The following is a 24,224-nucleotide window of genomic DNA, read 5'->3' on the forward strand; positions in this document are numbered from 1 at the left end:
GTTCCTCCTGTCGTACTACGGGACGTCGTGCGCGGCCTGCGACCCGCTTTCCCGCTGCGACGCGCCGCAGGCGGGGCGCTCGGGAAAGCGGCCGCCGGCAGTCGTCGTGCCGGCGAGGCGGTCGGCTTTTCGGGTATCGGACATGCAATGCTCCCTCATGGCTCGGCGGCAGTTAGTCGGGGGAACACAGGACCGGCGTGCGGCGGCACTCATCCGCCATACACACGATCCGCCAGGTACGCGAACGCAATCGGACGCAGGCTGCGAACCGCCGCCCTGGCGCGATGTACGACCGCGTCGCGCGACGGGATGTTCCGCTGCGCGTGCTGCAATACCGACCGCATCATGACATCCTCCTTTGACGCTTGCATTCAACGTGCCGATCGGTCGTCGACATCACGCCGATCCATGGAGAAGATTCTATCTACATCTATCGATTGATTGAATTTGATAAATTTCATCTATTCGATAGAGAAAAATAAACGGGGTCGCAAGACCCCGTTCATCGTGCCGCCACACGCGCATGCTGGAGCGTGCTCAGTTCATGGTCGCCGGCATGTCGAGCTTCGCGACCCCCGGCAGCTCGCACGCGGAAATCGCGTCGCTGATCGCGTCGATCGCGGGCATCCGCGTGAAGCTCTTGCGCCACACGAGCACCACGCGGCGGTCGGGCACCGGCTCGTTGAACGGCACGTACGACAGCAGTTCGGCATCGGGGCCGTTCGCGCGCGGGCCGACCTCGGCGACCGACATCCGCGGCAGCACGGTGATGCCGACACCGCTTGCGACCATGTGGCGGATCGTCTCGAGCGACGAGCCCTCGAAGGTCTTCTGGATGCCGTCGGCCGTCTGCGAGAAGCGCATCAGCTCCGGGCACACGCCGAGCACGTGATCGCGGAAGCAGTGGCCGTTGCCGAGCAGCAGCATGGTTTCCTGCTTGAGATCCTCGGCGTCGATTTCCTCGCGCTTCTCCCACGGATGGCCGGCGGGCAGCGCAACGACGAACGGTTCGTCGTATAGCGGTCGCACCATCAGGCCGGTTTCCGGAAACGGCAGCGCCATGATCGCGGCGTCGATCTCGCCCTGCTTGAGCAGTTCGAGCAGCTTCAGCGTGTAGTTTTCCTGCAGCATCAGCGGCATCTGCGGGACACGCTGGATCATCTGCTTGACGAGCGTCGGCAGCAGATAGGGCCCGATCGTGTAGATCACCCCGAGGCGGAACGGGCCGACCAACGGATCCTTGCCCTGCTTCGCGATCTCCTTGATCGCGAAGGTCTGCTCGAGCACGCGCTGCGCCTGCGTGACGATCTGGTCACCGATCGGCGTGACGCTCACTTCGCTCGCGCCGCGTTCGAAAATCTGCACGTTGAGCTCGTCTTCGAGCTTCTTGATCGCCACCGACAGCGTCGGCTGGCTCACGAAGCATGCTTCGGCCGCGCGGCCGAAATGCCGTTCGCGCGCGACCGCGACGATGTATTTCAATTCAGTCAGCGTCATTGTGGGTCAATCAGAGATATACAAGCGATAGGTTTAATTTATACACCCTGTGACACCGGTTCGCCAAGTTTCTCTGCATCGGAATGCTTCAAACGGCGGTTTTAAATCCGGCCCGGACCCGCGGATCACGCCTTCAGATACTGCTCCCGCGCACCGAGCCAGCGCGCGAGATGCTGCGTGACGACCTCCGGATACGCGGCAATCAGCCGCGACGCGGCTTCGCGGGCCGGCTCGATCAGCCAGCCGTCGGTCTCGAGGTTCGCGAAGCGCAGCATCGCCGCGCCCGACTGGCGTGCACCGAGGAATTCGCCGGGGCCGCGGATCTCGAGGTCGCGCCGCGCAATCTCGAAGCCGTCGGTCGTCTCGCGCATCGTCTTCAGCCGCTCGCGGCCCGTGAGCGACAGCGGCCCCGTGTACAGCAGCACGCACACCGACGCCGCGGTGCCCCGCCCGACCCGGCCGCGCAGTTGGTGCAGCTGCGCAAGGCCGAAGCGCTCGGCGTGCTCGATCACCATCAGCGACGCGTTCGGCACGTCGACGCCGACCTCGATCACGGTCGTCGCGACGAGCAGCTGCACGTCGTTGCGCGTGAACGCTTCCATCACGGCCGCCTTGTCGGCCGGCGACAGCCGGCCGTGCACGAGCCCGACCTTCAGCTCCGGAAGCGCGGCGGCCAGCGTCTCGTATGTCTCGACGGCCGTCTGCAACTGCAGCGTCTCGCTCTCCTCGATCAGCGGGCACACCCAGTACACCTGGCGCCCGGTCAGCGCGGCCTCGCGCACGCGGGCGATCACCTCCTCGCGCCGCGCCTCGCCGACGAGGCGCGTCAGCACGGGCGTGCGGCCCGGCGGCAGCTCGTCGATCGTCGAGACTTCGAGATCGGCGTAATACGTCATCGCAAGCGTGCGCGGAATCGGCGTGGCCGACATCATCAGCTGGTGCGGCTGGAAGTCGCGCGCGCCGTTGGCCGCGTTCGCGGCCTTCGCACGCAGCGCGAGCCGTTGCTCGACGCCGAAGCGGTGCTGTTCGTCGACGATCACGAGGCCGAGCCGCGCGAATTCGACCGTGTCCTGGATGATCGCGTGCGTGCCGATCACGAGCTGCGCGGTGCCGAGCGCGGCCGCCTCGATCGCCGCGCGCTTCTCCTTCGCCTTCAGGCTGCCCGCGAGCCACGCGACCGTGACGCCCAGCGGCTCGAGCCACGCGCGCAGCTTGCGCGCGTGCTGTTCCGCGAGGATTTCGGTGGGCGCCATCAGCGCGGCCTGGTAGCCGGCGTCGATCGCCTGCGTGGCGGCCAGCGCCGCGACGACCGTCTTGCCGCTGCCGACGTCGCCCTGCAGCAGGCGCTGCATCGGGTGCGCAAGGGTAAGATCGTTCGCGATTTCATCCACGACGCGCGCCTGCGCGCCCGTCAGCGTGAACGGCAGCGCGGCGTAGAGCCGGGTCGTCAACGCATCGGCATCGCTCGCGGCGCGGCGCGGCATCGCGGGCGCCGCACGCGTGCGGCGCTCCTCGTGCGCGCGCTTGAGCGACAACTGCTGCGCGAGCAACTCCTCGAACTTGATGCGCGTCCACGCCGGATGCGAGCCGTCCATCAGCGCGGCTTCGTCGGAATCGACGCGCGGGTGGTGCAGGATGCGCACCGCCTGCTCGAGCGTCGGCACGTCGAGCGGCTTCAGATAGTCGCGCTGGATCTCGGGCGGCAGCAGCTCGGGCAGCGGCGTGCGCTCGACCGCGTTCTCGATCGCCTTGCGCAGGTAGGCCTGCGACACGCCGGCCGTGCTCGGATAGACGGGCGTGAGCACTTGCGGCAGCGGCGCATCCGGTTCGACCACGCGTACCGCCGGATGCACCATCTCCATCCCGAAGAAGCCGCCACGCACGTCGCCGCGCACGCGCAGCCGCTGGCCGACGGCCATCTGCTTGACCTGCGAGCCGTAGAAATTCAGGAAGCGCAGCACGAGATGCTCGCCGTCGTCGTCCTGGATCTTCACGACCAGCTGGCGGCGCGGCCGGTACGCGACCTCGTTGTCGAACACGACGCCTTCGGTCTGCGCGATGCCGCCCGGCAGCAGCTCGCCGATCGGCGTGAGCGTGGTTTCGTCCTCGTAGCGCATCGGCAGATGCAGCACGAGATCGATCGAGCGCGTGAGACCGAGCTTCGCGAGCTTGTCGACGGTCTTCACGGGTTTATCGGCGGCGGGCTTCCTCTTGCGCTTCGCGCCGGCCGCGCCTTCCGGGTCGCTGTCAGCCGCGCCATCGGCATCGGGCGCGGCGGCGGCCGGCTGCGCGAGCCTGCCGTCGGCGCCGCGCTTCGGGCCGGCGCGGCGCGGCGCGGCGCGTTCCGCGGAATCACGCTCGCCCGCGCGTTGCGCGGGCGGCGCGACATCTTCCGCGTCGAACGGATCGGCGGAATCGGCAACGGCAGCGGGGGAACGGCGTGGTGACACAGGCATCGGATCGTCTGGGTGCTTCGCAAGGCAAGTACAATAGCGGCTTTCACGTCGTCCGAACGAACGACGCCGGCCAGGCCGCGCATCCCGCCATCATAGCGGCTCGCGCGCCCGATTTACGCGTTTCCGCCCCGCCGGCGACGCCCGCCGGCCGCTTCGAACCAGCCCGCATGTTCACGCTTTCCGATTTCGATTTCAATCTGCCTCCCGAGCTGATTGCACAAACCGCGCTGCCCGATCGCACCGCGAGCCGCCTGCTCGAGGTCGACGGCACCGTCGCGCCCGCCCGCCTGGTCGACCGCCATTTCACCGCGCTGCCGTCGTGCATCGCGGCCGGCGACCTGCTCGTCTTCAACGATACCAAGGTGCTGAAGGCGCGTTTCTTCGGCCAGAAGGCCAGCGGCGGCAAGATCGAGGTGCTGATCGAGCGCGTGACCGGCACGCACACGGCGCTCGCGCAGATCCGTGCGAGCAAGTCGCCGGGCGCCGGCACGACGCTGCGGCTCGCCGATGCGTTCGACGTGACGGTGGGCGAGCGCGTCGATCCGTTTTTCACGCTGAACTTCCCCGCGCCGTGCCTCGACCTGATCGAGCAGTACGGCCGCCTGCCGCTGCCGCCCTATATCGAGCACGATCCGGATGCGACCGACGAGACGCGCTACCAGACCGTCTACGCGAGCAACCCGGGCGCGGTCGCCGCGCCGACGGCCGGGCTGCACTTCGACCAGCCGATGCTCGACCGGCTCGACGCGATGGGCGTCGAGCGCGCGACGCTGACGCTGCACGTCGGCGCCGGCACGTTCCAGCCGGTGCGCGTCGACAACATCGCCGAGCACAAGATGCACAGCGAGTGGTACGACCTGCCGCAGTCGCTCGTCGACAAGATCGCCGCGACCCGTGCGCGCGGCGGCAACGTGATCGCGGTCGGCACGACGTCGATGCGCGCGCTCGAAGCCGCGGCGCGCGCGGCCGACGAAGCGGGCCGCCCGCTCGCGGCCACGCAGGCCGAGACCGACATCTTCATCACGCCCGGCTATCGTTTCCGCGTGGTCGACCGGCTCGTCACGAACTTCCACCTGCCGAAGTCGACGCTGCTGATGCTGGTGTCCGCGTTCGCGGGCGTGGAGACGATCCGCGCCGCGTACCGGCACGCGATCGACGAGCGCTACCGCTTCTTCAGCTACGGCGATGCGATGCTGCTCACGCGGCGCGACACGCCGGAGGCGGCGGGCGCGTAAGCGCGGCACGGAGGCCGGCCGCCGTACCGAACGGCCAGGTTCCGCTTTCACGTTGTGCGTGCGATGCTCGCACGCACCCGCTTTCCCCGCCGCCGGATTCCCGGCGGCGTTTCCAACATGCGCCGGACTTGCGATCCAGAGTTAGCGCTTTAGCGGTTACTCTGGTCCCATGCAGAGCAGCCCGGTAGCGAGGAGAATGACGCGATGACCGAAGGTTCATCCCACGATACGCACGCTGATACGCACGCCCCCGTGCAGGACCGCCCGGCGAACGGGCTCGAATTCGAACTGCTGACGACCGACGGCCATGCGCGCCGCGGCCGCGTGAAGCTCAACCACGGCGTGGTCGAGACGCCGATCTTCATGCCGGTCGGCACGTACGGCACCGTGAAGGCGATCCAGCCGCGCGAGCTGCACGAGATCAAGGCCCAGATCATCCTCGGCAACACGTTCCACCTGTGGCTGCGCCCGGGCCTCGACACGATCGACGCGCACGGCGGCCTGCACGCCTTCATGGGCTGGAACAAGCCGATCCTGACCGACTCGGGCGGCTTCCAGGTGTTCTCGCTCGGCGACCTGCGCAAGATCACCGAGGACGGCGTCACGTTCGCGTCGCCGATCAACGGCGACAAGCTGTTCCTGTCGCCGGAAGTGTCGATGCAGATCCAGAAGGTGCTGAACTCCGACGTCGTGATGCAGTTCGACGAGTGCACGCCGTATGCGACCAACGGCGTGCCGACCACGCACAAGGAAGCGGCCGACTCGATGCGCATGTCGCTGCGCTGGGCGAAGCGCTCGCTCGACGAGTTCAACCGGCTCGGCAACCCGAACGCGCTGTTCGGGATCGTCCAGGGCGGGATGTTCGAGGACCTGCGCGACGAATCGCTCGCGGGCCTCGCGGAACTCGGCTTCCACGGCCTCGCGATCGGCGGGCTGTCGGTGGGCGAGCCGAAGGAAGACATGATGCGCGTGCTGCGCCACGTCGGCCCGAAGCTGCCGGCCAACAAGCCGCACTACCTGATGGGCGTGGGCACGCCGGAGGATCTGGTCGAGGGCGTCGCCAACGGCGTCGACATGTTCGACTGCGTAATGCCGACCCGCAACGCACGCAACGGCTGGCTGTTCACGCGCTTCGGCGACGTGAAGATCCGCAACGCGACGCACAAGAACTCGCTGAAGCCGCTCGACGCAAGCTGCACGTGCTACACGTGCCAGAACTTCTCGCGCGGCTACCTGCATCACCTGCACCGCGTGGGCGAGATCCTCGGTGCCCAGCTCAACACGATCCACAACCTGCACTACTACCTGCAGCTCATGAGCGAGATCCGCGAAGCGATCGAGACCCACACGTTCGACGCGTTCCGCCAGCGCTTCGCGGAGGATCGCGCCAGAGGGGTCGACTGACGGACGGTCGCGCCGCCCTTGATAAGACAAGCACTAAACGGATCGAAAATCTGTTGGGACTCGTCCTAAACAAGCGCGTCCCAACTGCCGCTCGGAACCGACAAACATTACAATTGCCTTTCCATACAAGTCGCAACGGTACCGGTTCGCGCTTTAACAGCTTGATCCGAAAGCGCATTTGCCGATCCGTTTGCGCATGGGGCCGGTGGTAGAATAACCGGCTTATTTTTCGATCTTCCCCTACGGAGAGACCAACGTGCCGTTCATTTCCAACGCGTTCGCCCAAGGTGCCGGTGGCGCCGAATCGAGCCTGATGAGCTTCCTGCCGCTCATCCTGATGTTTGCCGTGCTCTACTTCATCATGATCCGTCCGCAGATGAAGCGTCAGAAGGAGCACCGCAACATGCTCGCGGCCATGGCCAAGGGCGACGAAGTCGTCACGAGCGGCGGCCTCGTGGGCAAGGTGACGAAGGTCACCGAAGGCTACATCGGCGTCGAAATCGCCGAAGGCACCGAAATCACCGTGCAGAAGGCCGCGGTCACGACCATTCTGCCGAAGGGCACGATCAAGTCGCTGTAAGCCCTTCACCGAGCGTCCGGCTCCCCGCGCCGTGCCCGCCTGAGAGAGCGGGCCGCCGCGGCGCCGGACGCGACGCTTTCACGCCAACCACCCGTTCGGCTCCCTCATGAATCGTTATCCACTCTGGAAATATGTCGTGATGGTCGTGGCGCTCGCCATCGGCCTTCTGTACACATTGCCCAACTTCTTCGGCGAATCGCCGGCGGTGCAGGTGTCGAGCGGCAAGGCCACGGTCAAGCTCGACTCGACCACGCTGACCCAGGTCGAATCGGCGCTCGCCTCCGCGCAGATCACGCCGGACGACGTCACCTTCGAGAACACGGCGACCAACGCGAACATCCGCGTGCGCCTGAAGGACACCGATACGCAGCTGCGCGTCAAGGACCTGCTGCAGAAATCGCTGAACGCCGACCCGAACGATCCGCAGTACGTCGTCGCCCTGAACCTGCAGAGCGCGTCGCCGCGCTGGCTGACCTCCCTGCACGCGCTGCCGATGTATCTCGGCCTCGACCTGCGTGGCGGCGTCCACTTCCTGCTCCAGGTCGACATGACGGGCGCGCTGACGAAGAAGCTCGATTCCGACGCGTCCGACGCGCGCACGCTGCTGCGCGACAAGAACATCCGCGACGGCGGCGTGAGCCGCGTCGACCAGTCCGTGGTCGTCAACTTCAGCGATGCACAGACGGCGGAAGACGCCCGCAAGCTGCTCGCGCTGTCGATCGCCGAACTGCAATGGGCGACCCAGCCCGGCGGCGGCGGCACGCAGGTCGTCGGCACGTTCACGCCGGCCGTGCAGAAGTCCGTCGAGGACGCCGCGCTCAAGCAGAACCTGACGACGCTCCACAACCGCGTGAACGAACTCGGCGTGTCCGAGCCGATCCTGCAGCAGCAAGGTAGCGACCGCATCGTCGTCGAGCTGCCGGGCGTGCAGGACACCGCGAAGGCGAAGGACATCATCGGCCGCACCGCGACGCTCGAAGCGCGCCTCGCCGATCCGATCAACACGCACCCGAACCCGAACGACCCGGTGCCGCCGGGTGAAGAGCTGTTCACGCAGGGCAACCAGGCGCCGGTGCTGCTGAAGAAGGACGTGATCTTCACGGGCGACCGCATCATCGATGCATCGGCCGGCTTCGACGATCACCAGCGTCCGTCGGTCAACATCCGCCTCGATTCGGCGGGTGGCCGCTCGGTGCGCGCGGTCTCGCGCGAGAACATCGGCAAGCCGATGGCGATGGTGCTGTTCGAGAAGGGCAAGGGCGAAGTGCTGACGGTCGCGACGATCCAGTCGGAACTCGGCGACCGCTTCCAGATCACGGGCCAGCCGACGCCGCAGGCCGCGGCCGACCTCGCGCTGCTGCTGCGCGCCGGTTCGCTCGCCGCGCCGATGGACATCATCGAGGAACGCACGATCGGCCCGAGCCTCGGCGCCGACAACATCAAGATGGGCATCCACTCGGTGATCTGGGGCTTCTGCGCGATCGCCGTGTTCATGATCGCGTACTACATGCTGTTCGGCGTGATCTCGGTGATCGGCCTGTCGGTGAACCTGCTGCTGCTCGTCGCCGTGCTGTCGCTGATGCAGGCGACGCTGACGCTGCCCGGCATCGCCGCCATCGCGCTCGCGCTCGGTATGGCGATCGACGCGAACGTGCTGATCAACGAGCGCGTGCGTGAAGAACTGCGCGCCGGCCAGCCGCCGCAGACCGCCATCCAGGCCGGCTACGCGCATGCGTGGGCGACGATTCTCGACTCGAACGTCACGACGCTGATCGCCGGCCTCGCGCTGCTCGCGTTCGGCTCGGGCCCGGTTCGCGCGTTCGCGATCGTGCACTGCCTCGGTATCCTGACGTCGATGTTCTCCGCGGTGTTCTTCTCGCGCGGGATCGTCAACCTCTGGTACGGCGGCCGCAAGAAGCTGAAGTCGCTCGCGATCGGCCAGGTGTGGAAGCCGGAAGGCGCCGCTGCCGCCGCGTCGTTCACCGACGCCGACGAATCGACCGACACCGCACGCGCCGCGAAGCTCGCCGCCCCCGCGAAGGGCAACGCGCCGCGCGCCGGCAAGCCGCAGCTGCGCAATCGCGCGCAGCAGGGCGTGTCGCCGAAGAAACCGGGCTCGACCCAATAAGGCCCCGGAGAAGACCATGGAATTTTTCCGCATCCGTAAAGACATTCCGTTCATGCGGCACGCGCTGGTGTTCAACGTGATCTCGCTGGTCACGTTCCTCGCCGCCGTGTTCTTCCTGTTCCACCGCGGGCTGCACCTGTCCGTCGAATTCACCGGCGGGACGGTGATCGAGGTGCAGTACCAGCAGGCCGCTGAACTCGAACCGGTGCGCGCGACGCTCGGCAAGCTCGGCTACGCCGACGCGCAGGTGCAGAACTTCGGCACGTCGCGCAACGTGCTGATCCGCCTGCAGCTGAAGGAAGGCCTCACGTCCGCGCAGCAGAGCGACCAGGTGATGGGCGCGCTGAAGGCGCAGAACCCGGACGTCACGCTGCAGCGCGTCGAGTTCGTCGGCCCGCAGGTCGGCCGGGAACTCGCGACCGACGGCCTGCTCGCGCTCGCGTGCGTCGTGATCGGCATCGTGATCTACCTGTCGTTCCGCTTCGAGTGGAAGTACGCGGTGGCCGGCATCATCGCCAACCTGCACGACATCGTGATCATTCTCGGCTTCTTCGCGTTCTTCCAGTGGGAGTTCTCGCTGGCGGTGCTCGCGGCGATCCTCGCGGTGCTCGGCTACTCGGTCAACGAGTCGGTCGTCATCTTCGACCGGATCCGCGAAACGTTCCGCCGCGAACGCAAGATGAGCGTGCAGGAAGTGATCAACCACGCGATCACGACCACGATGTCGCGTACGATCATCACGCACACGTCGACCGAAATGATGGTGCTGTCGATGTTCTTCTTCGGCGGCCCGACGCTGCACTACTTCGCACTCGCGCTGACGGTCGGCATCATGTTCGGCATCTACTCGTCGGTGTTCGTCGCGGGCTCGCTCGCGATGTGGCTCGGCATCAAGCGCGAAGACCTGATCAAGGAAAAGAAGTCCGCGCACGATCCGGACGATCCGAACGCAGGCGCGCAGGTTTAAGCGCCACGCTGCTTCGGCACAGACGAAAAGCCGGCCCGGTTGGGCCGGCTTTTTCATGCCCGCGCCACCGCCGCGCATCGCGCCGCCCGCTCGCCCTGCCCCGTCACGCACGTCGGCTACAATCGTGACCGTCCCGCCGCGCCCACCCGCCGGCCGTGCGTCAGCGGGACAGCGCCTTCGCCCTCCGTTCAAACGTGCGGTCCCGATGATGCCTCCCACGCGTGTCGTGCTTCGCCTTGCCGTTTGCGCCGCCGTCACGGCCGCGCTCCTGCCGTGCGCGTCATCCGTCGGTGCGCAACAGCCGGCGTCCACCCCGCTCGCTTCTGCCCCTTCTGCCCCTTCTGCCGCTTCTGCCGCTTCTGCCGCTTCGCCCGCCGCCGCCCAGCCGCCCTCGCCCTGCCCGCCCGACTGGGAGCCGCAGATCTGCGAGCTCAAGGCAGCGGTGGAAATCCTGAAGCGGCAGCACCTGACCGACGTCGACATCGGCGCACTGCTCGACGCAACGACCCACGCGGGAATCAAGACGCTGCCGTACGCACGTTTCTTCGACGCGAAGGAGGAGCAGGAGCGGCGCGACGACGAACGGCGCGCGCGCGACGGCACGCCCGGCATCGGTATCGTGTTCGAGACGCGGCCCGACGGGCTGCACATCGTCGACGTGATTCCCGACGCGCCCGCGGAAAAGGCCGGCGTGCGCCCCGACGATCTCGTCGTCGCGATGAACGATACGAGCGTCGTCGGCATCGACCCCGCCGACCTGACCAGACTCGCCAAGGGCGATGCGGGCGTGCCGCTGAAGCTCACGGTCCAGCGTGGCCCGTCGCACGCGGTGCTCAGCTTCGCGCCCGTTCGGACGATCCTCAAGCCCCACCCGGCGACCGCGAAGCGCCTCGACGGCGACATCCTGTACACGCGGCTGTCGAGCTTCCCCGAACCGGCGATCGGCGACTACATCGACGCGGTGCAGGCCGCGCGCCGCACGGGGCCGGCGGTGAAAGGCGTGATCCTCGACCTGCGCATCAACGGCGGCGGCGCGCTCAATGCGGCGATCGGCATCACCGCGCTGTTCGCGGGCCGCGACCGCACCGCGATGGTGACGGTCGAGCGCGGCGACGCCAACCGCCGCCGCTACACGACCAACTGGCCCGATTACGCATTACCGGTCATGCACGGCCAGGATCCGCTCGCGCCGTTGCAGGCGGACGACTGGTGGCGCACCGTGCCGCTCGTCGTGCTCGTCGACGGACAGAGCGCGTCGGCCGCCGAAGCGACCGCGGCGGCGCTGAAGGATCTCGGCCGCGCGAAGCTGCTCGGCATGCCGACCTACGGGAAGGGGCTTGCGCAGACGGGCGTCGACCTGATCGACGGCACGCGCCTGAATTTCACGTACGCGCGCAACCTGCGGCCGAACGGCTGCCCGATGGACGGCTATGGCGTCGTGCCGGACTGGCTCGTGCCGCCGCGCCGCGACTCGGACGTCGACGGCGTGCTGCTGTGGTACCGGGAAGCCGATCTCGCCCGCGCGCCGTATGCGGACCGGCTGGCGCCCGATCCGTTCGCGAAGGTGCGCAAGGAACGGCAGAAGCGGCGCGAGCAGCGAGCGCTCGCGAAGATCGATACCGCGAAGAGCGCGGCGCTGCCGCAGCGCGAGTTCGGCACGGCCACCGACTGGCAGCTCGGTCAGGCGCTGGCGGCGCTCGCCGGGCGCCCGGTGCGAACCGTCGAAGCCAGGCCGCAGTTGATGCCCGCCCAACCCGTGTGCGAGCGCGCCGGCAACTGACGCGCGCCGCCCGTCCCGTTACCGGAACCCGAACCGCTTGCGCAGCACGACCAGCGCCACGAGGCTCAGCACGGCCGTGAACATCAGGTAGAAGCTCGGCGCGGTCTTCATTCCGGTCGCCTTGATCAGCCACGCGATGATGAACGGCCCGAAGCCGCCGAAGATCGTCACCGCGACGTTGTACGCGAGCGACATCCCGGTCGTGCGCGTCTGCACCGGAAACACTTCGGACAGCAAACCCGGCAGCGCCGCGAAGTAGCCCGTCATCAGGAACGCGAGCAGCACCTGCAGCGCGATCAGCGTGCCGAAGCCCGGATGGGCGACCAGGTACGCGAACGCCGGGTAGATCAGCACGAGGATGCCGACGGCCGGCGCGACCATCACGCGCACGCGGCCGTAGGTGTCCGACCAGTGGCCGACGAGCGGCGCGAACGCCATCTGGATCACGCCGACCACCAGGATCGCCGCGAATGCAGCCGACGGCGCAAGGCCGAGCTGCTTCACGCCGTAGGTCGGCATGAACAGCACGAGATAAGTCGCGACCGTGCCGAGCACGACCACACCCATCGCGGCGACGAGGCGCGCCTTGTGCGACGCGAACGTGTCGCGCAGCGGGTTCGCGGTGCCTTCCGCCGCGAGGAATTCGGGGGTCTCGTCAACCTTCGTGCGGATGTAGTACGCGACCGGCCCGAGCAGCAGGCCGAAGAAGAACGGCACGCGCCAGCCCCACGACGCCATCTGCGCGGCCGTTAGCTGCGCGTTCAGCACGGTGCCGAAACCGGCGGCGAGCAGCGTCGTGAGCCCCTGGCTCGCGACCTGCCAGCTCGCGAAGAAGCCGCGCCGGCCCGGCACGTGCTCGGCGAGGAACGCGGTCGCGCTGCCGAACTCGCCGCCGGCGGAGAAGCCCTGCATCAGCCGCGCGGCGACGAGGATCACCGGCGCCGCGACGCCGATCGTCTCGTAGGTCGGCAGCACCGCGATGATCAGCGTGCCGCCCATCATCAGCAGGATCGACAGCGTGAGGGCGGCCTTGCGGCCGGCGCGGTCGGCATACGCGCCGAGCACGATCGCGCCGAGCGGGCGCATGAAGAACGACACGCCGAACGTGCCGAGCGTGAGCAGCAGCGACACGGTGTCGTTGCCGGCCGGAAAGAACAGCTTCGAGATCGTCACCGCGAAGAAGCCGTAGACGACGAGGTCGAACCACTCGAGCGCATTGCCGATCGACGCGGCAACCACCGCGCGCCACACGCGCGGCGACGAGGCAATGGAACGGGACGGCGTGACGGCATGCATCGGCGATCTCCTTGTCGTTGTACGTTCTGTTCGAGGCGGCCGCTCGCGCGCCGTCGGCCTGCCCGGCGCCGGGTACGGCGCTCGGGCGATTATAGGCGCGCAAATAAAAACCGCCGCGCCCCCTGACGGGAACGCGGCGGCGGGCTCGCGACGGACCGGCGCGAAGGCCGGCCCGATCGGCGGGCTTACTGCTGCTTGAGCGCTTCGGCCGTGATCAGCAGCTTCGTCTTCATCTTGAAGCCGTACTGCTTGCCGTAGTCGAGGCCGAAATCGCTGCGGTCGAATTCGCCGACGGCGTCCACGCCGCACACTTCGCGCTTGAGCATCGGGTGCGGCATGCACTTGAACGAATCGATCTTCAGCGTCACCGGCTTCGTGACGCCATGCAGCGTCAGGTTGCCGACCACCGACACCGGCTTGTCGCCGTCGAACTTGATCGCGCCCTTGTAGTTCGCCTGCGGGAACTTGGCGACGTCGAAGAACTCGGCCGTCTGCAGATGCTCGTCGAGCTTCGTGCTGCCGGTGTGGATCGACGCGATGTCGGTCGTCACGTCGACCGTCCCCGTCTTCGCCGCGCGGTCGAGCGTCACGGTGCCGCTCGACTTGTCGAACTTGCCGCGCCAGACCGACAGGCCGCCCATGTGGTCAGCCTCGAAGCTCGGGTACGTGTGGCTCGGGTCGAACTGGTACGTGACGCTTTCGGCGAATGCCGAGAACGACAGCGACGCTGCCAGCGCGCCTGCGGCGATGATCAGTTGCTTTTTCAAACCTTTTCTCCTTGGAACGGCGCCGCGCCCTCGCGCGGCATTCGGGTGAGGCGACAGTCCGCCGCTTACTTGGTGGCGACGAGATGGAACTTGATCTGCACTTCGTCCGCGACGACCGACGTGTCCTTCCACTCGCCGGTGCCGACGTTGAACGCCGAGCGCTTGATCGGCAGCACGCCGTCGAAGGTCTGCGTCGCGCCGCTCTGCGTGACCGTGACGGGCACCGTGACGTTCTCGGACTTGCCCTTGATCGTCAGCTTGCCGGTCACGTTGTACTTGTTGCCGCCCGCCGGCGCGATCGCCGACGACACGAACGTGGCCTGCGGATACGCCTTCGCGTCGAACCAGTCCTTGCCGGCGACCTGGTCGTTGTACATCTTGTCGCCGAGGTCATAGCTGGCGACGTCGATCGTCATCTGGGCGCTGCCCTGCGCGGCTTTCGCCGGGTCGAACTTCACCTGCGCGGAAAACTTCTTGAACGTGCCTTCGGTCGGCACGTTCATCTGCTTCGACACGGCGGACACCTTGCTCTTCGCGAGATCGACATCGGCGAGCGCCGCGCCCGACGCGACAAGTGACACCGCGGCGAACGCGGTCAGCATGGAGCGGGAGAAAGACACTTTCATGGGATCCTTCATTTGGCAAAGGGGAGCATCCGCGACAGTAGGCCGTCGCGGTCCAACAACTGGTGCTTGAGCGCCGCGACCACGTGCAGCGAAACGAGCGCAAGCAGAATGTAATTCAATGACACGTGAAGCGTCTTGAAGGTTTCCTTCAGCACCGGATCGGGGTCGATCAGCCGCGGCAGCGGCACGATGCCGAGGTAGACGACCGGGATGTTCGCCGCCGAGCTGTACAGGTAGCCCGTCACCGGTATCACGATCATCAGCAGGTACAGCAGGATGTGCACGCCGTGCGACGCCGCACGCTGCCACGCGGGCGTGCCGCCCGGCAGCGCCGGCGGCACGTGGGTCGCCCGCCACAGCACGCGGACGACGACCAGCGCGAATATCGTCACGCCCATCCACTTGTGCCACGAGAAGTACTTCAGCTTGGTCGGCGTGAAGCCGGGGATGTCGGTCATCACCCAGCCCAGCGCGAACGCGCAGACGATCAGCAGCGCGATCAGCCAGTGCAGCGCGATCGCCGTCTGCGTATAGCGTACCGGCGTGGCCGGCAGCGATTTCGATGCCATCTTGGATTCCTCAGTTCAGCGAACGGCCGCGTCGGAAATTCGTCCGACGCTTGTCAAGGGCGCCATGCTACCGCAACCTTTTGACGCGCGCGGACTCTGAAGACAGGCCCGCCAGCCGGCTGACAGCTTCCTGTCATGTTACCGATCGGTCACCGAACCCGCGATCGTCGACACGCCGAAAAAGGCCTTTTGGTAAGATTGGCGCGGGTTCCGGCCCCGTCGACGCGTCTCCCCAGCCGTCGCACCACTGCCTTTTCCATGCAACGAAACGACCTGATTGCCTGCCACGAGTGCGACGCACTGTTGCACAAACCGCGCCTGAGCGGACGTGAAATCGCGCGCTGCCCGCGCTGCGATGCGCTGCTCTATCGCAACAGCACCGCGCAGATCGAGCGGATCTGCGCGCTCGCGCTCGCGGCGCTGATCACGTTCTCGATCGCGCAGGCGTTCCCGATCCTCGAAATGGACGTGAACGGCAACCGCGTGCAGACCACGCTGATCGGCGCGATCGATTCGCTGTGGCACCAGGACATGGCGATCGTCGGCGTGATGGTGTTCTGCTCGACCGTGCTGTTCCCGCTCGTCGAGATGGCCGCGCTGCTGTACCTGCTGCTGCCGATCCGGCGCGGCGTCGTACCGCCCGGCTTCAACCTGGTGCTGCGCGCGATCGAGCTCGTGCGGCCGTGGGGCATGATCGAGGTGTTCATGCTCGGCATCCTCGTCACGATCGTGAAGATGGTGAGTCTTGCAAGAGTCGTTCCCGAGGCCGCGCTGTTCGCGTTCGCCGCGCTCACGCTGATGATCGCCGTCGTGCTGATGTTCGATCCGCGCACGCTGTGGGACATCGCCGACGACCTGCGCGCCGGCCGCTCGCCCGGGCAGCCCGACGATGCCGCCCCGCTGCCGGAAGCCGCCCGCCGATGACGATCCCGACCGCCGCCCGCGAGGGCTATGCCAGCTGCCACGCATGCGGCCTCGTGCAGACGCTCGACCATCCGCACGCACACTGCGCGCGCTGCGGCAGCGCGCTGCATTTCCGCACGCCGAACAGCGTGATGCGCACGTGGGCGCTGCTGCTCGCCGCCGCGATCCTCTACATTCCCGCGAACCTGCTGCCGATCATGCGCACCGCATCGATCGTCGGTTCGCAGGAAGACACGATCATGAGCGGCGTGATCTATTTCTGGGTTTCCGGCGACTGGCCGCTTGCCGTCGTCGTGTTCGTCGCGAGCATCCTCGTGCCGATGCTCAAGCTCGGCGTGCTGCTGATCCTCGTGATCAGCGCGCAGCGCCGCGCCGCCTGGCGGCCGCTGCAGCGCACGCGCCTGTTCCGGATCGTCGAACGCATCGGCCGCTGGTCGATGCTCGACATCTTCGTCGTGACGCTGACCGTCGCGCTCGTCCATTTTCGTTCGCTCGCCATCATCACGGCCGGCCCCGGCGCGCTCGCGTTCGGCTCCGTCGTGATCCTGACGATGCTCGCATCGATGCAGTTCGATCCCCGCCTGATCTGGGATCCAGTCGAAACCTCAGGGAATCACCATGAATAGTCCACAAGGCCCGCAGCACGACGCGCCCCGGCCGCCCGATCCGACGATCTCGACGAAAAGCGGCTGGCTGCCGTCGCTCGTCTGGCTCGTGCCGCTGATCGCCGCGCTGATCGGCATCGGCCTCGTGATCAAGTCCGTGCGCGAACGCGGCCCGGAAATCACGATCAGCTTCCACAGCGCCGAAGGGCTCGAGCCCGGCAAGACCCAGGTCAAGTACAAGGACGTCGAGATCGGCATGGTCAAGACGATCAAGCTGTCGAAGGACCTGTCGCGCGTGCTCGTCCAGGTGCAGCTCAAGAAGGAAGCGGAGGATTTCGCGGTCAAGGGCTCGCGCTTCTGGATCGTGCGGCCGCGCGTCGGCGCGACCGGCGTGTCGGGGCTCGGCACGCTGCTGTCGGGTGCGTACATCGGCGTGGACGCCGGGCGCTCGGAGGATACGCTGACCGACTTCACCGGCCTCGAGTCACCGCCCGCCGTCACGGGCGACCAGAAAGGCACGCAGTACGTGCTGCGCGGCGATTCGCTCGGCTCGGTCGACATCGGCTCGCCGGTCTACTACCGCCGCGTGCAGGTCGGCCAGGTGGTCGGCTTCTCGCTCGACAAGGACGGCACCGGCGTCACGTTCAACGTGTTCGTCAATGCGCCGTACGACCAGTACGTCGGCGTGAATTCGCGCTGGTGGCAGGCAAGCGGCGTGGACCTGCGGCTCGACTCGAGCGGCCTGAAGCTGAACACGCAGTCGCTCGCGACGGTGATCCTCGGCGGCATCGCGTTCCAGACGCCGCCGAACCAGGGCTCCGGCGCGACCGCGCCGAACAACACGACGTTCCGCCTCGCGTCCGACGAGGGCGACGCGATGCGCGACCCGGACGGCCAGCCGCTGCAGGTCGTGATGAACTTCAACCAGTCGCTGCGCGGGCTCGCGGTCGGCGCGACGGTCGACTTCCGCGGCATCGTGCTCGGCGAAGTGACGAACATCGGCATCGACTTCGATCCGAAGACGAAGAACTTCCTGATGCCGGTGACGATCAACGTGTATCCGGAACGCCTCGGCCGCCGCTTCCGCGAAACGATCGAGAGCAAGGGCGAACCGGCCCGCCGCGAGATCGTCGAGCGGCTCGTCCAGCACGGGCTGCGCGGCCAGCTGCGCACCGGCAACCTGCTGACGAGCCAGCTGTACGTCGCGCTCGACTTCTTCCCGAAGGCGCCGGCCGTGAAGATCGACACGACGCGCCAGCCGCTCGAGCTGCCGACCGTGCCGAACACGCTCGACGAGCTGCAGCTGCAGGTCGCCGACATCGCGAAGAAGCTCGACAAGGTGCCGTTCGACCAGATCGGCGCGAACCTGAACAGCGCGCTCGCGAACGCCGACAAGCTGTTCAAGCAGCTCGACACGCAGGTCGCGCCGGAAGCGCGCGACACGCTGTCGGCCGCGAAGCAGACCTTCTCGACCGCCGAAGCGACGCTGCAGCAGGATTCGCCGCTGCAGTCCGACGTGCGCGGCGCGCTGAAGGAGCTCACGCGCACGCTGCAATCGCTGAACGCGCTCGCCGACTATCTGGAGCGCCACCCCGAATCGCTGCTCAAGGGCAAGCCAGGAGATAAACAATGACGACCACACGCGTGAACGGTTTCGCGAGCGGCGCGGCGGCGGCTGTCGCCGCCCTCGCGCTCGCCGCGTGCAGCTCGCCGCCCGCGCGGTTCTACACGCTCAGCCCCGCCGATGCCGCGGCGCCGCTGCGCACCGCGCCGGCCAACCCGGCGTTCCTGATCGAGGTGCCGGCCGTCGGCGTGCCCGAGCAGGTCGCGAAGAACCAGCTGGTCGTGCAGAAGAACGCCGCGCAGGTCGACGTGCTCGAGCAGGAACGCTGGGCGTCGCCGCCCGCCGACGAGATCCGCCGCGCACTGTCGGACGATCTCGCCGCGCAGCTCGGCACGATCGACGTCGCGAATTCCGCGACTCCGCCCGGCGTGCCCGTGTACCGGATCAGCGTGAACGTGCAGCGCTTCGAGTCGTGGCCCGGCAAACGCGCGGCGGTCGACGCCGTATGGAGCGTGCGCTCGCTCGCCACACAGGCCGTGATGACCTGCCGCACGAGCGTCGCGGAACCGGTCGCCGACGGTTACGACGCACTCGTCGCCGGCCACCGGCGCGCGCTCGACGTGATTGCCACGCAAGCCGCGGCCGGCGTGCGCGCAATGGCCGCGCGCCGCGGCACGGCGGCTGCCACGGCGCCCGCTGCCGGCAACAAGACGGCCGCCGCGCCGGTCGTGCCGTGCCCGGCCAACCCGACCTCCGGCGGCGACGCCGGCGCGACGGGCAAGTCCGGCGCCTGAGCGGGCGGGGCGCTGGCGAGCTCGACGGCGTGCTCGCCAGCGCGGTTTCGGGCGGCGTGACCGGGATCGTCGACGACGCGCTGGCCGCCGTCGGCGTTGCGGCGCCGCCCGCCTCCCATCACGCTCATCGGCCCAACGGCCTCTTTGCATTGTTTGTCAAAGTCGGCCGGAACCGGCGCCATGCGATACGGTCGGCTTGCGTTTTCCGGCCCGATTGACGATCCTACGCACTTTCCGGCTCGCGCCGTTCGTCGTGCGCGCCAGCCAGCGGCGCCGGGCCGCGTTCGGCCCGACCGCCGTGCCTCCGGGCGCCTGCACGCGATCGGCGTGCACCGCAGCGGGGCAGCCGCATCGCGGGTCGCCGCGCATCGTCCGGCAACCGGCCCCGTCTCACCCGTTCTCCCCGGCGCCGCGCCGTTTCCCCGGCCGGCATCCCGAACCCGCCCGCCGAGGGCTTTCGTTATTCCGTTTATGTTTCGTTCCCTGACGACCCTGATCAAGAAGTGGCGCGCGTCGCGCAATGCCGGTCACCAGCTCGATGCGCTGCTCGCGCACGCCGACGCCGATGCGTCGTACGCCGAGCGCAGCGAATGGCTGATCGAGCTCGCGCACTGGCTGCGCCGCACCGGCACGATGCAGGCCGCGCTCGACGCGCCGGCCGATCGCGACGCCGATGCGCGCGCGTATCCGGCCCATGCGCGGTTGCGCTACCTGTTCCACGTGCTCGATCGCAATCCCGCGTGGAAAACCCACGCCGCGCGCATCCTGCGCGGCATCCTGCGCGAGTGCGACGGCATCTCGCTCCTGTGCGACGCCGGCATGCCCGTGCACTCGGGCTTCTTCGGCGCGCTGTTCGAGCGGATCGACGCGTCGCTGATCCCGCCCGCGCCGAACCGCCGCGAGTTGTCCGCGCTGTTCACGCTGATGTTCCCGACGCCGGAAGACGCGCAATGGATCGACGCGCTGCCCGACGATCTCCTCACGCGCCTCGCCGAGCTGATCTCGTTCGACGTCACCGACGAAGAGCGCCATGAGCCGGGCTCGTTCTCGCGCGACCTGCTGGCCGCGCTGCACAACCTGACCTGCCAGATCAGCTCGACCGGCCTGTCGCAGACGGTGCGCAGCCGGCTCTCCGACGACGATGCGCGCAAGCCGCTCGAAACGCAGCCGTTCTACCGCCTCACGCGCGCGATGCTCGCGGTCGAGACCGCGCACGCGGCCGTCGAGGACGGCGGCGACCCGAGCAAATTGCTGCACGAGGTGAACTACCTGCGCGTGCTGCTCGACGAATGCCGGATCGCCGTCGACGACGTGTTCTCGCACCTGTACCGCAACGGCGTGTCGGTCGACATCGTGTTCCAGGTCGAACGGATGCGCATGCGCATCGTGCGCGCCGAGATGCTGCTGAACGCGTGGATGGCGCGCGACGACCTGCACGGCATGGCGCACCTGACGGCCGAGCTCGTCGACGCGAACCACAACAGCCAGAGCGTGTCGCACCTCGTGCGCAGCAACTTCTCGCTGTTCGCGCGCAAGCTCGTCGAGACCAACGCGGACACCGGCGAGCACTACATCTCGCGCGGCCGCGCCGAGTACCTGAAGATGCTGCGGATGGCCGCGGGCGGCGGGCTCGTCACGGTCGTGACCGTGTGCGTGAAGTTCGCGATCACGGGCGCGCACCTGCAGTCGATGCTCGAAGGGCTGCTCGCGGGCGTCAACTACGCGGCCAGCTTCATGCTGATGCACTTCCTGCACTTCACGCTCGCGACCAAGCAGCCCGCGATGACCGCGCCGACCCTCGCGCGCGAGCTCGACGACACCGGCCACGAGGAAGGCGTGAAGGCGTTCGTCGCGTCGGTGATCGCGCTGATCCGCACGCAGGCCGCCGCGATTTCCGGCAACGTACTCGTCGTGCTGCCCGTGTGCCTGCTGGTGCAGCTGTTCGCGAGCAACGTGATGCACGCGAACCTGATCTCGCCGGAGAAGGCGCACGCGACCCTGCACTCGTTCTCGCTGCTCGGCCCGACACCGCTCTACGCGGCGCTGACCGGCGTGCTGCTGTGGGCGTCGAGCCTGCTCGCGGGCTGGGCCGACAACTGGTTCGTGCTGCACCGGGTCGGCGACGCGCTCACGTACAACCGCCGGCTGCGCCTCACGCTCGGTCAGGCCGGTGCCGCGAAGCTCGCGCACTTCTGCCGGTCGAACGTGGCCGGCGTGGTCGCGAACGTCGGGCTCGGCCTGATGCTCGGCCTCGTTCCGGCGATCGTCACCGTGTTCATGTTCCCGTTCGAGGTGCGGCACGTGACGCTGTCGGCCGGCTCGATCGGCATCGCGCTCGGCGTGCTGGGCAAGGACACGCTCGGCACGCCCGAGCTGTGGTGGGCCGGCGCCGGCGTGCTCAGCATGGCAATCCTCAACGTGCTCGTGAGCTTCGCGCTCGCGTTCACGATGGCCGTGCGCTCGCGCAGCCTGCGCCGGACCAAGGTGCGCGCGCTCGTCGCCGCGATCGTCCGCACGGTGCTGTCGAATCCGCTCGCGCTGTTCTGGCCGGGCAGCAGCCCAGCCGCGCGCGCCGGCCAGCCGGGCTCGCACTGAGCCCGCGGCGGCATGGCGGTGCCCGTCCGGGCGCCGCCGCGCGGCCTGCCGGCACGCGTGCGCGGCGCCCCCGGCCCGCGCCGCGGCACCGAAAGGCGACGCAACGCCGGCCCCGGCCGCCCGCGCCGCGTACAATAGTGGACTTTTGCACGTCCTCACCCGCCTTATGTCCTCGCCCACCCTGTACGAATTCTTCGCCCCCTGCCCGCGCGGCCTCGAAGTGGCGCTTGCCGCCGAGCTGGCCGAAATCGCCGGCCGCCACCTGAACGGCGCGCCGTTCACCGCGGGCGCGCAGGTGCCGGGCGGCGTCCACTTCAGCGGCGGCTGGGCCGCCGGCATGGCCGCGAACCTCCATTCGCGGATCGCGAGCCGGATCCTGCTGAAGATCGCACACGGCCCGTACCGCAACGAACAGGACGTCTACGCGCTCGCGCTCGAGCAGCCGTGGGAACGCTGGTTCGCGTCGACGCAAACACTGCGCATCGACATCACCGCGATCAAGTCGCCGCTGAAAAGCCTCGAATTCACGACGCTGCGCGTGAAGGATGCGATCTGCGACCGGATGCGCGAGAAAACCGGCTCGCGCCCGAGCATCGACACCGGTGCGCCGGACGTGCGCGTATTCGCGTTCCTGACCGTCAACGAGTGCACGCTGTATCTCGACACGTCGGGCGAGCCGCTGTTCAAGCGCGGCTGGCGTCTCGACAAGGGCGCGGCGCCGCTGCGCGAGAACCTCGCGGCCGGCATCCTGCGCCTGACGGGCTGGACGCCCGGCACGGCGCTGTACGACCCGATGTGCGGCAGCGGCACGTTCCTCGCGGAAGCCGCGCAGATCGCACTCGGCGTGGCGCCGGGCGTCGAGCGCCGGTTCGGCTTCGAGAAGCTCAAGCAGTACGACATCACCGCGTGGCAGGGGCTGAAGGTCCCGGCGCTGGACGCGAAGCGCGCGGCGCGCGGCAAACGCGGCGAAGCGCTCGGCGTGTACGGCAGCGACATCTCCGGCGACATGCTCGAGAAGGCGCGCGCGAACCTCGAGCGTGCGGGCGTGCCGTCGGTATGGCTCAAGCAGGTCGACGCGCGCGGAATGACGCCGCCGTGCGACGGCCCGGGCATCATCCTCGCGAACCCGCCGTACGGCGAGCGGATCGAGGTGCGCGGCCGCAGCGCGCGCGGCGAGGTGCGCGAGACGGGCCGCAACCGCGGCAACGACGACGCCTTCCGCCGCACCCACACCGACGCCCCCGACAGCGAGTTCTTCAACGCGCTCGGCGATGCGCTGAAGCAGCGCTTCACGGGCTGGCAGGCGTTCCTGCTGACGTCCGACCGTTCGCTGCCGGGCCAGCTGCGGCTGCGCGAATCGGCGAAGACGCCGCTGTTCAACGGCGCGCTCGAATGCCGGCTGTTCCGCTTCGACCTGATCGCCGGCAGCGTGAAGGCGCGCCCGGCCACGCCGGAAGGCGACGCGTAACCTGCATCATGACCGCCAAGGGGCCGCCGGTGCGGCCCCGCTACGGCAACCGGAACGCCGCCGTTACCGCACCCGCGGCAGCGGCGGCGTTTCGTTTCAGTGCTTCGAGCACGCCCAGCGCCCCATCGTGAACGGCAGTGCCTGCCCCGTCTCGAGCAGCGTCTTGAGGCTCGACAGCACGACCGGCCATCCGCCGCGAATCCCGCGATCCATCTCCGAACCCGGCACCAGCCCGTCGTGCGTGACCGTCAGCTTTACGACGCCCTCGTGCGGCTCGACGAGATAGGTCACGCGCGACACCTCCCCCTCGACTGACGGCGTGCGCCACGTGACGACCAGCCGATGCGGCGGATCGTTTTCGACCACTTCGCCGACGATGTCGACCCGCGACGGATCGTCGTAGTCCTGATGTTCCCAGCGCGAGCCCGGCCGCCAGTCGGGCGACGCGTTGCGGTGCCGCACCCAGTAGTCCTTCGTCAGCTCGGCGTTGGTGAGCGCATCGAACACACGCTCGGGCGTCGATGCAATGAACGTCACGTACACAAAGGCGGGATTACTCATCGTTGTCTCCAGATTCGCCGGCCGCTTCCAGCCCGCGCTTGAGGTCCGCCAGCGCCTGCAGCCGCTGACGCTCGAACTTGCCGATCCAGCGTTCCGCGATGTCGTGGATCGGCACCGGATTCAGGTAATGCAGCTTCTCCCGGCCGCGCCACGTCGTCGCGACGAGATTCGCGGCCTCGAGCAGCGCGAGATGCTTGCTCACCGCCTGCCGGCTCATCGCGAGCCCGTCGCACAGCTCGGACAGGGTCTGCCCGCTTTTCGCGTGCAGCAAATCGAGCAACTGGCGGCGCGTGGCGTCGGCCAGCGCCTTGAAAACGAGATCCATGCCACTCCCGGGTCAATGGCCTTATTATGCAACCAATCAGTTGCATGTCAAGGGTGACAACTCTACTGACAATACGGTGTCAG

21 protein-coding genes are annotated in these 24,224 nt (G+C 68.0%); 12 read left to right on the forward strand and 9 right to left on the reverse strand.

What is annotated here, in order from left to right; genetic code table 11:
* Positions 1–15: 15 nt before the first annotated feature.
* The 3 genes from LGM89_RS37235 to recG all read right to left on the reverse strand — a co-directional run bounded on the left by LGM89_RS37235 (position 16) and on the right by recG (position 3,953).
* Entirely contained in the window at positions 16–144 is a 129-nt protein-coding gene (locus LGM89_RS37235; RefSeq protein ID WP_264172719.1) for a hypothetical protein, read from the reverse strand.
* Positions 145–537: 393 nt separating this feature from the next.
* Positions 538–1,497, reverse strand: a complete 960-nt coding sequence (locus LGM89_RS31130; protein WP_043189592.1) for a hydrogen peroxide-inducible genes activator — start codon at positions 1,495–1,497, stop codon at positions 538–540.
* A 125-nt stretch (positions 1,498–1,622) separates the two neighbouring features.
* Positions 1,623–3,953 (reverse strand): ATP-dependent DNA helicase RecG, encoded by a 2,331-nt coding sequence (recG, locus tag LGM89_RS31135; RefSeq protein WP_226274988.1) that lies wholly within the window; start codon positions 3,951–3,953, stop codon positions 1,623–1,625.
* Between the two features lie 167 nt (positions 3,954–4,120).
* On the opposite strand from recG, the gene queA reads away from it, so the two are divergent.
* The 6 genes from queA (at position 4,121) to LGM89_RS31165 (ending at position 12,047) form a co-directional block, all read left to right on the forward strand.
* The gene (gene queA, locus LGM89_RS31140; RefSeq protein WP_226274989.1) at positions 4,121–5,188 is read left to right on the forward strand and encodes a tRNA preQ1(34) S-adenosylmethionine ribosyltransferase-isomerase QueA; all 1,068 of its coding nucleotides are present in this window, start codon (positions 4,121–4,123) and stop codon (positions 5,186–5,188) included.
* A gap of 204 nt (positions 5,189–5,392) precedes the next feature.
* Positions 5,393–6,592, forward strand: a complete 1,200-nt coding sequence (tgt, locus tag LGM89_RS31145) for a tRNA guanosine(34) transglycosylase Tgt (protein ID WP_089424534.1) — start codon at positions 5,393–5,395, stop codon at positions 6,590–6,592.
* 256 nt (positions 6,593–6,848) lie between these two features.
* A complete protein-coding gene (gene yajC / locus LGM89_RS31150; RefSeq protein WP_006476868.1) occupies positions 6,849–7,172 on the forward strand; it encodes a preprotein translocase subunit YajC in 324 nt (107 codons plus the stop codon).
* Between the two features lie 106 nt (positions 7,173–7,278).
* Positions 7,279–9,300, forward strand: a complete 2,022-nt coding sequence (gene secD / locus LGM89_RS31155; RefSeq protein ID WP_226274995.1) for a protein translocase subunit SecD — start codon at positions 7,279–7,281, stop codon at positions 9,298–9,300.
* A gap of 16 nt (positions 9,301–9,316) precedes the next feature.
* Positions 9,317–10,267: a protein translocase subunit SecF gene (gene secF, locus LGM89_RS31160; protein WP_089424532.1), complete on the forward strand. Its 951-nt coding sequence runs from the start codon at positions 9,317–9,319 to the stop codon at positions 10,265–10,267.
* 205 nt (positions 10,268–10,472) lie between these two features.
* Complete coding sequence (locus LGM89_RS31165; protein WP_226274997.1) at positions 10,473–12,047, forward strand: S41 family peptidase; 1,575 nt, start codon at positions 10,473–10,475, stop codon at positions 12,045–12,047.
* Between the two features lie 18 nt (positions 12,048–12,065).
* Here the strand turns inward: LGM89_RS31165 and LGM89_RS31170 are convergent, their stop codons facing one another.
* The 4 genes from LGM89_RS31170 to LGM89_RS31185 all read right to left on the reverse strand — a co-directional run bounded on the left by LGM89_RS31170 (position 12,066) and on the right by LGM89_RS31185 (position 15,305).
* Entirely contained in the window at positions 12,066–13,343 is a 1,278-nt protein-coding gene (locus LGM89_RS31170) for an MFS transporter (RefSeq protein ID WP_226274998.1), read from the reverse strand.
* A gap of 185 nt (positions 13,344–13,528) precedes the next feature.
* Complete coding sequence (locus tag LGM89_RS31175; protein WP_089439259.1) at positions 13,529–14,110, reverse strand: YceI family protein; 582 nt, start codon at positions 14,108–14,110, stop codon at positions 13,529–13,531.
* Positions 14,111–14,175: 65 nt separating this feature from the next.
* Entirely contained in the window at positions 14,176–14,736 is a 561-nt protein-coding gene (locus LGM89_RS31180) for a YceI family protein (protein ID WP_089439258.1), read from the reverse strand.
* An 8-nt stretch (positions 14,737–14,744) separates the two neighbouring features.
* Complete coding sequence (locus LGM89_RS31185; RefSeq protein WP_089494117.1) at positions 14,745–15,305, reverse strand: cytochrome b; 561 nt, start codon at positions 15,303–15,305, stop codon at positions 14,745–14,747.
* A 258-nt stretch (positions 15,306–15,563) separates the two neighbouring features.
* Here LGM89_RS31185 and LGM89_RS31190 point away from each other — a divergent pair, with 258 nt between their 5' ends.
* The 6 genes from LGM89_RS31190 to LGM89_RS31215 all read left to right on the forward strand — a co-directional run bounded on the left by LGM89_RS31190 (position 15,564) and on the right by LGM89_RS31215 (position 23,255).
* Positions 15,564–16,229: a paraquat-inducible protein A gene (locus LGM89_RS31190; protein ID WP_089494116.1), complete on the forward strand. Its 666-nt coding sequence runs from the start codon at positions 15,564–15,566 to the stop codon at positions 16,227–16,229.
* Entirely contained in the window at positions 16,226–16,855 is a 630-nt protein-coding gene (locus LGM89_RS31195; RefSeq protein WP_089439255.1) for a paraquat-inducible protein A, read from the forward strand. The genes LGM89_RS31190 and LGM89_RS31195 overlap by 4 nt, the downstream gene beginning before the upstream one ends.
* Entirely contained in the window at positions 16,848–18,467 is a 1,620-nt protein-coding gene (locus LGM89_RS31200) for an intermembrane transport protein PqiB (protein WP_226204367.1), read from the forward strand. Before LGM89_RS31195 ends, LGM89_RS31200 begins: the two co-directional genes overlap by 8 nt.
* Positions 18,464–19,192, forward strand: a complete 729-nt coding sequence (locus tag LGM89_RS31205) for a membrane integrity-associated transporter subunit PqiC (protein WP_226275000.1) — start codon at positions 18,464–18,466, stop codon at positions 19,190–19,192. The genes LGM89_RS31200 and LGM89_RS31205 overlap by 4 nt, the downstream gene beginning before the upstream one ends.
* 471 nt (positions 19,193–19,663) lie before the next feature.
* Positions 19,664–21,787 carry a site-specific recombinase gene (locus LGM89_RS31210; protein WP_226275002.1) on the forward strand — a complete coding sequence of 708 codons (2,124 nt, stop codon included), beginning with the start codon at positions 19,664–19,666 and terminating at the stop codon, positions 21,785–21,787.
* Positions 21,788–21,953: 166 nt separating this feature from the next.
* Entirely contained in the window at positions 21,954–23,255 is a 1,302-nt protein-coding gene (locus LGM89_RS31215) for a THUMP domain-containing class I SAM-dependent RNA methyltransferase (protein ID WP_226275004.1), read from the forward strand.
* 96 nt (positions 23,256–23,351) lie between these two features.
* On the opposite strand, the gene LGM89_RS31220 is transcribed toward LGM89_RS31215, so the two are convergent.
* Entirely contained in the window at positions 23,352–23,816 is a 465-nt protein-coding gene (locus tag LGM89_RS31220) for an SRPBCC family protein (protein ID WP_226275006.1), read from the reverse strand.
* On the reverse strand, positions 23,809–24,141 hold the full coding sequence (locus LGM89_RS31225) for an ArsR/SmtB family transcription factor (RefSeq protein ID WP_089424519.1): 333 nt from the start codon (positions 24,139–24,141) through the stop codon (positions 23,809–23,811). The genes LGM89_RS31220 and LGM89_RS31225 overlap by 8 nt, the downstream gene beginning before the upstream one ends.
* Positions 24,142–24,224 lie beyond the last annotated feature (83 nt).

Origin of the sequence: Burkholderia sp. AU31624 (assembly GCF_020420065.1) — a bacterium.
In the GTDB taxonomy this organism is placed as follows: domain Bacteria; phylum Pseudomonadota; class Gammaproteobacteria; order Burkholderiales; family Burkholderiaceae; genus Burkholderia.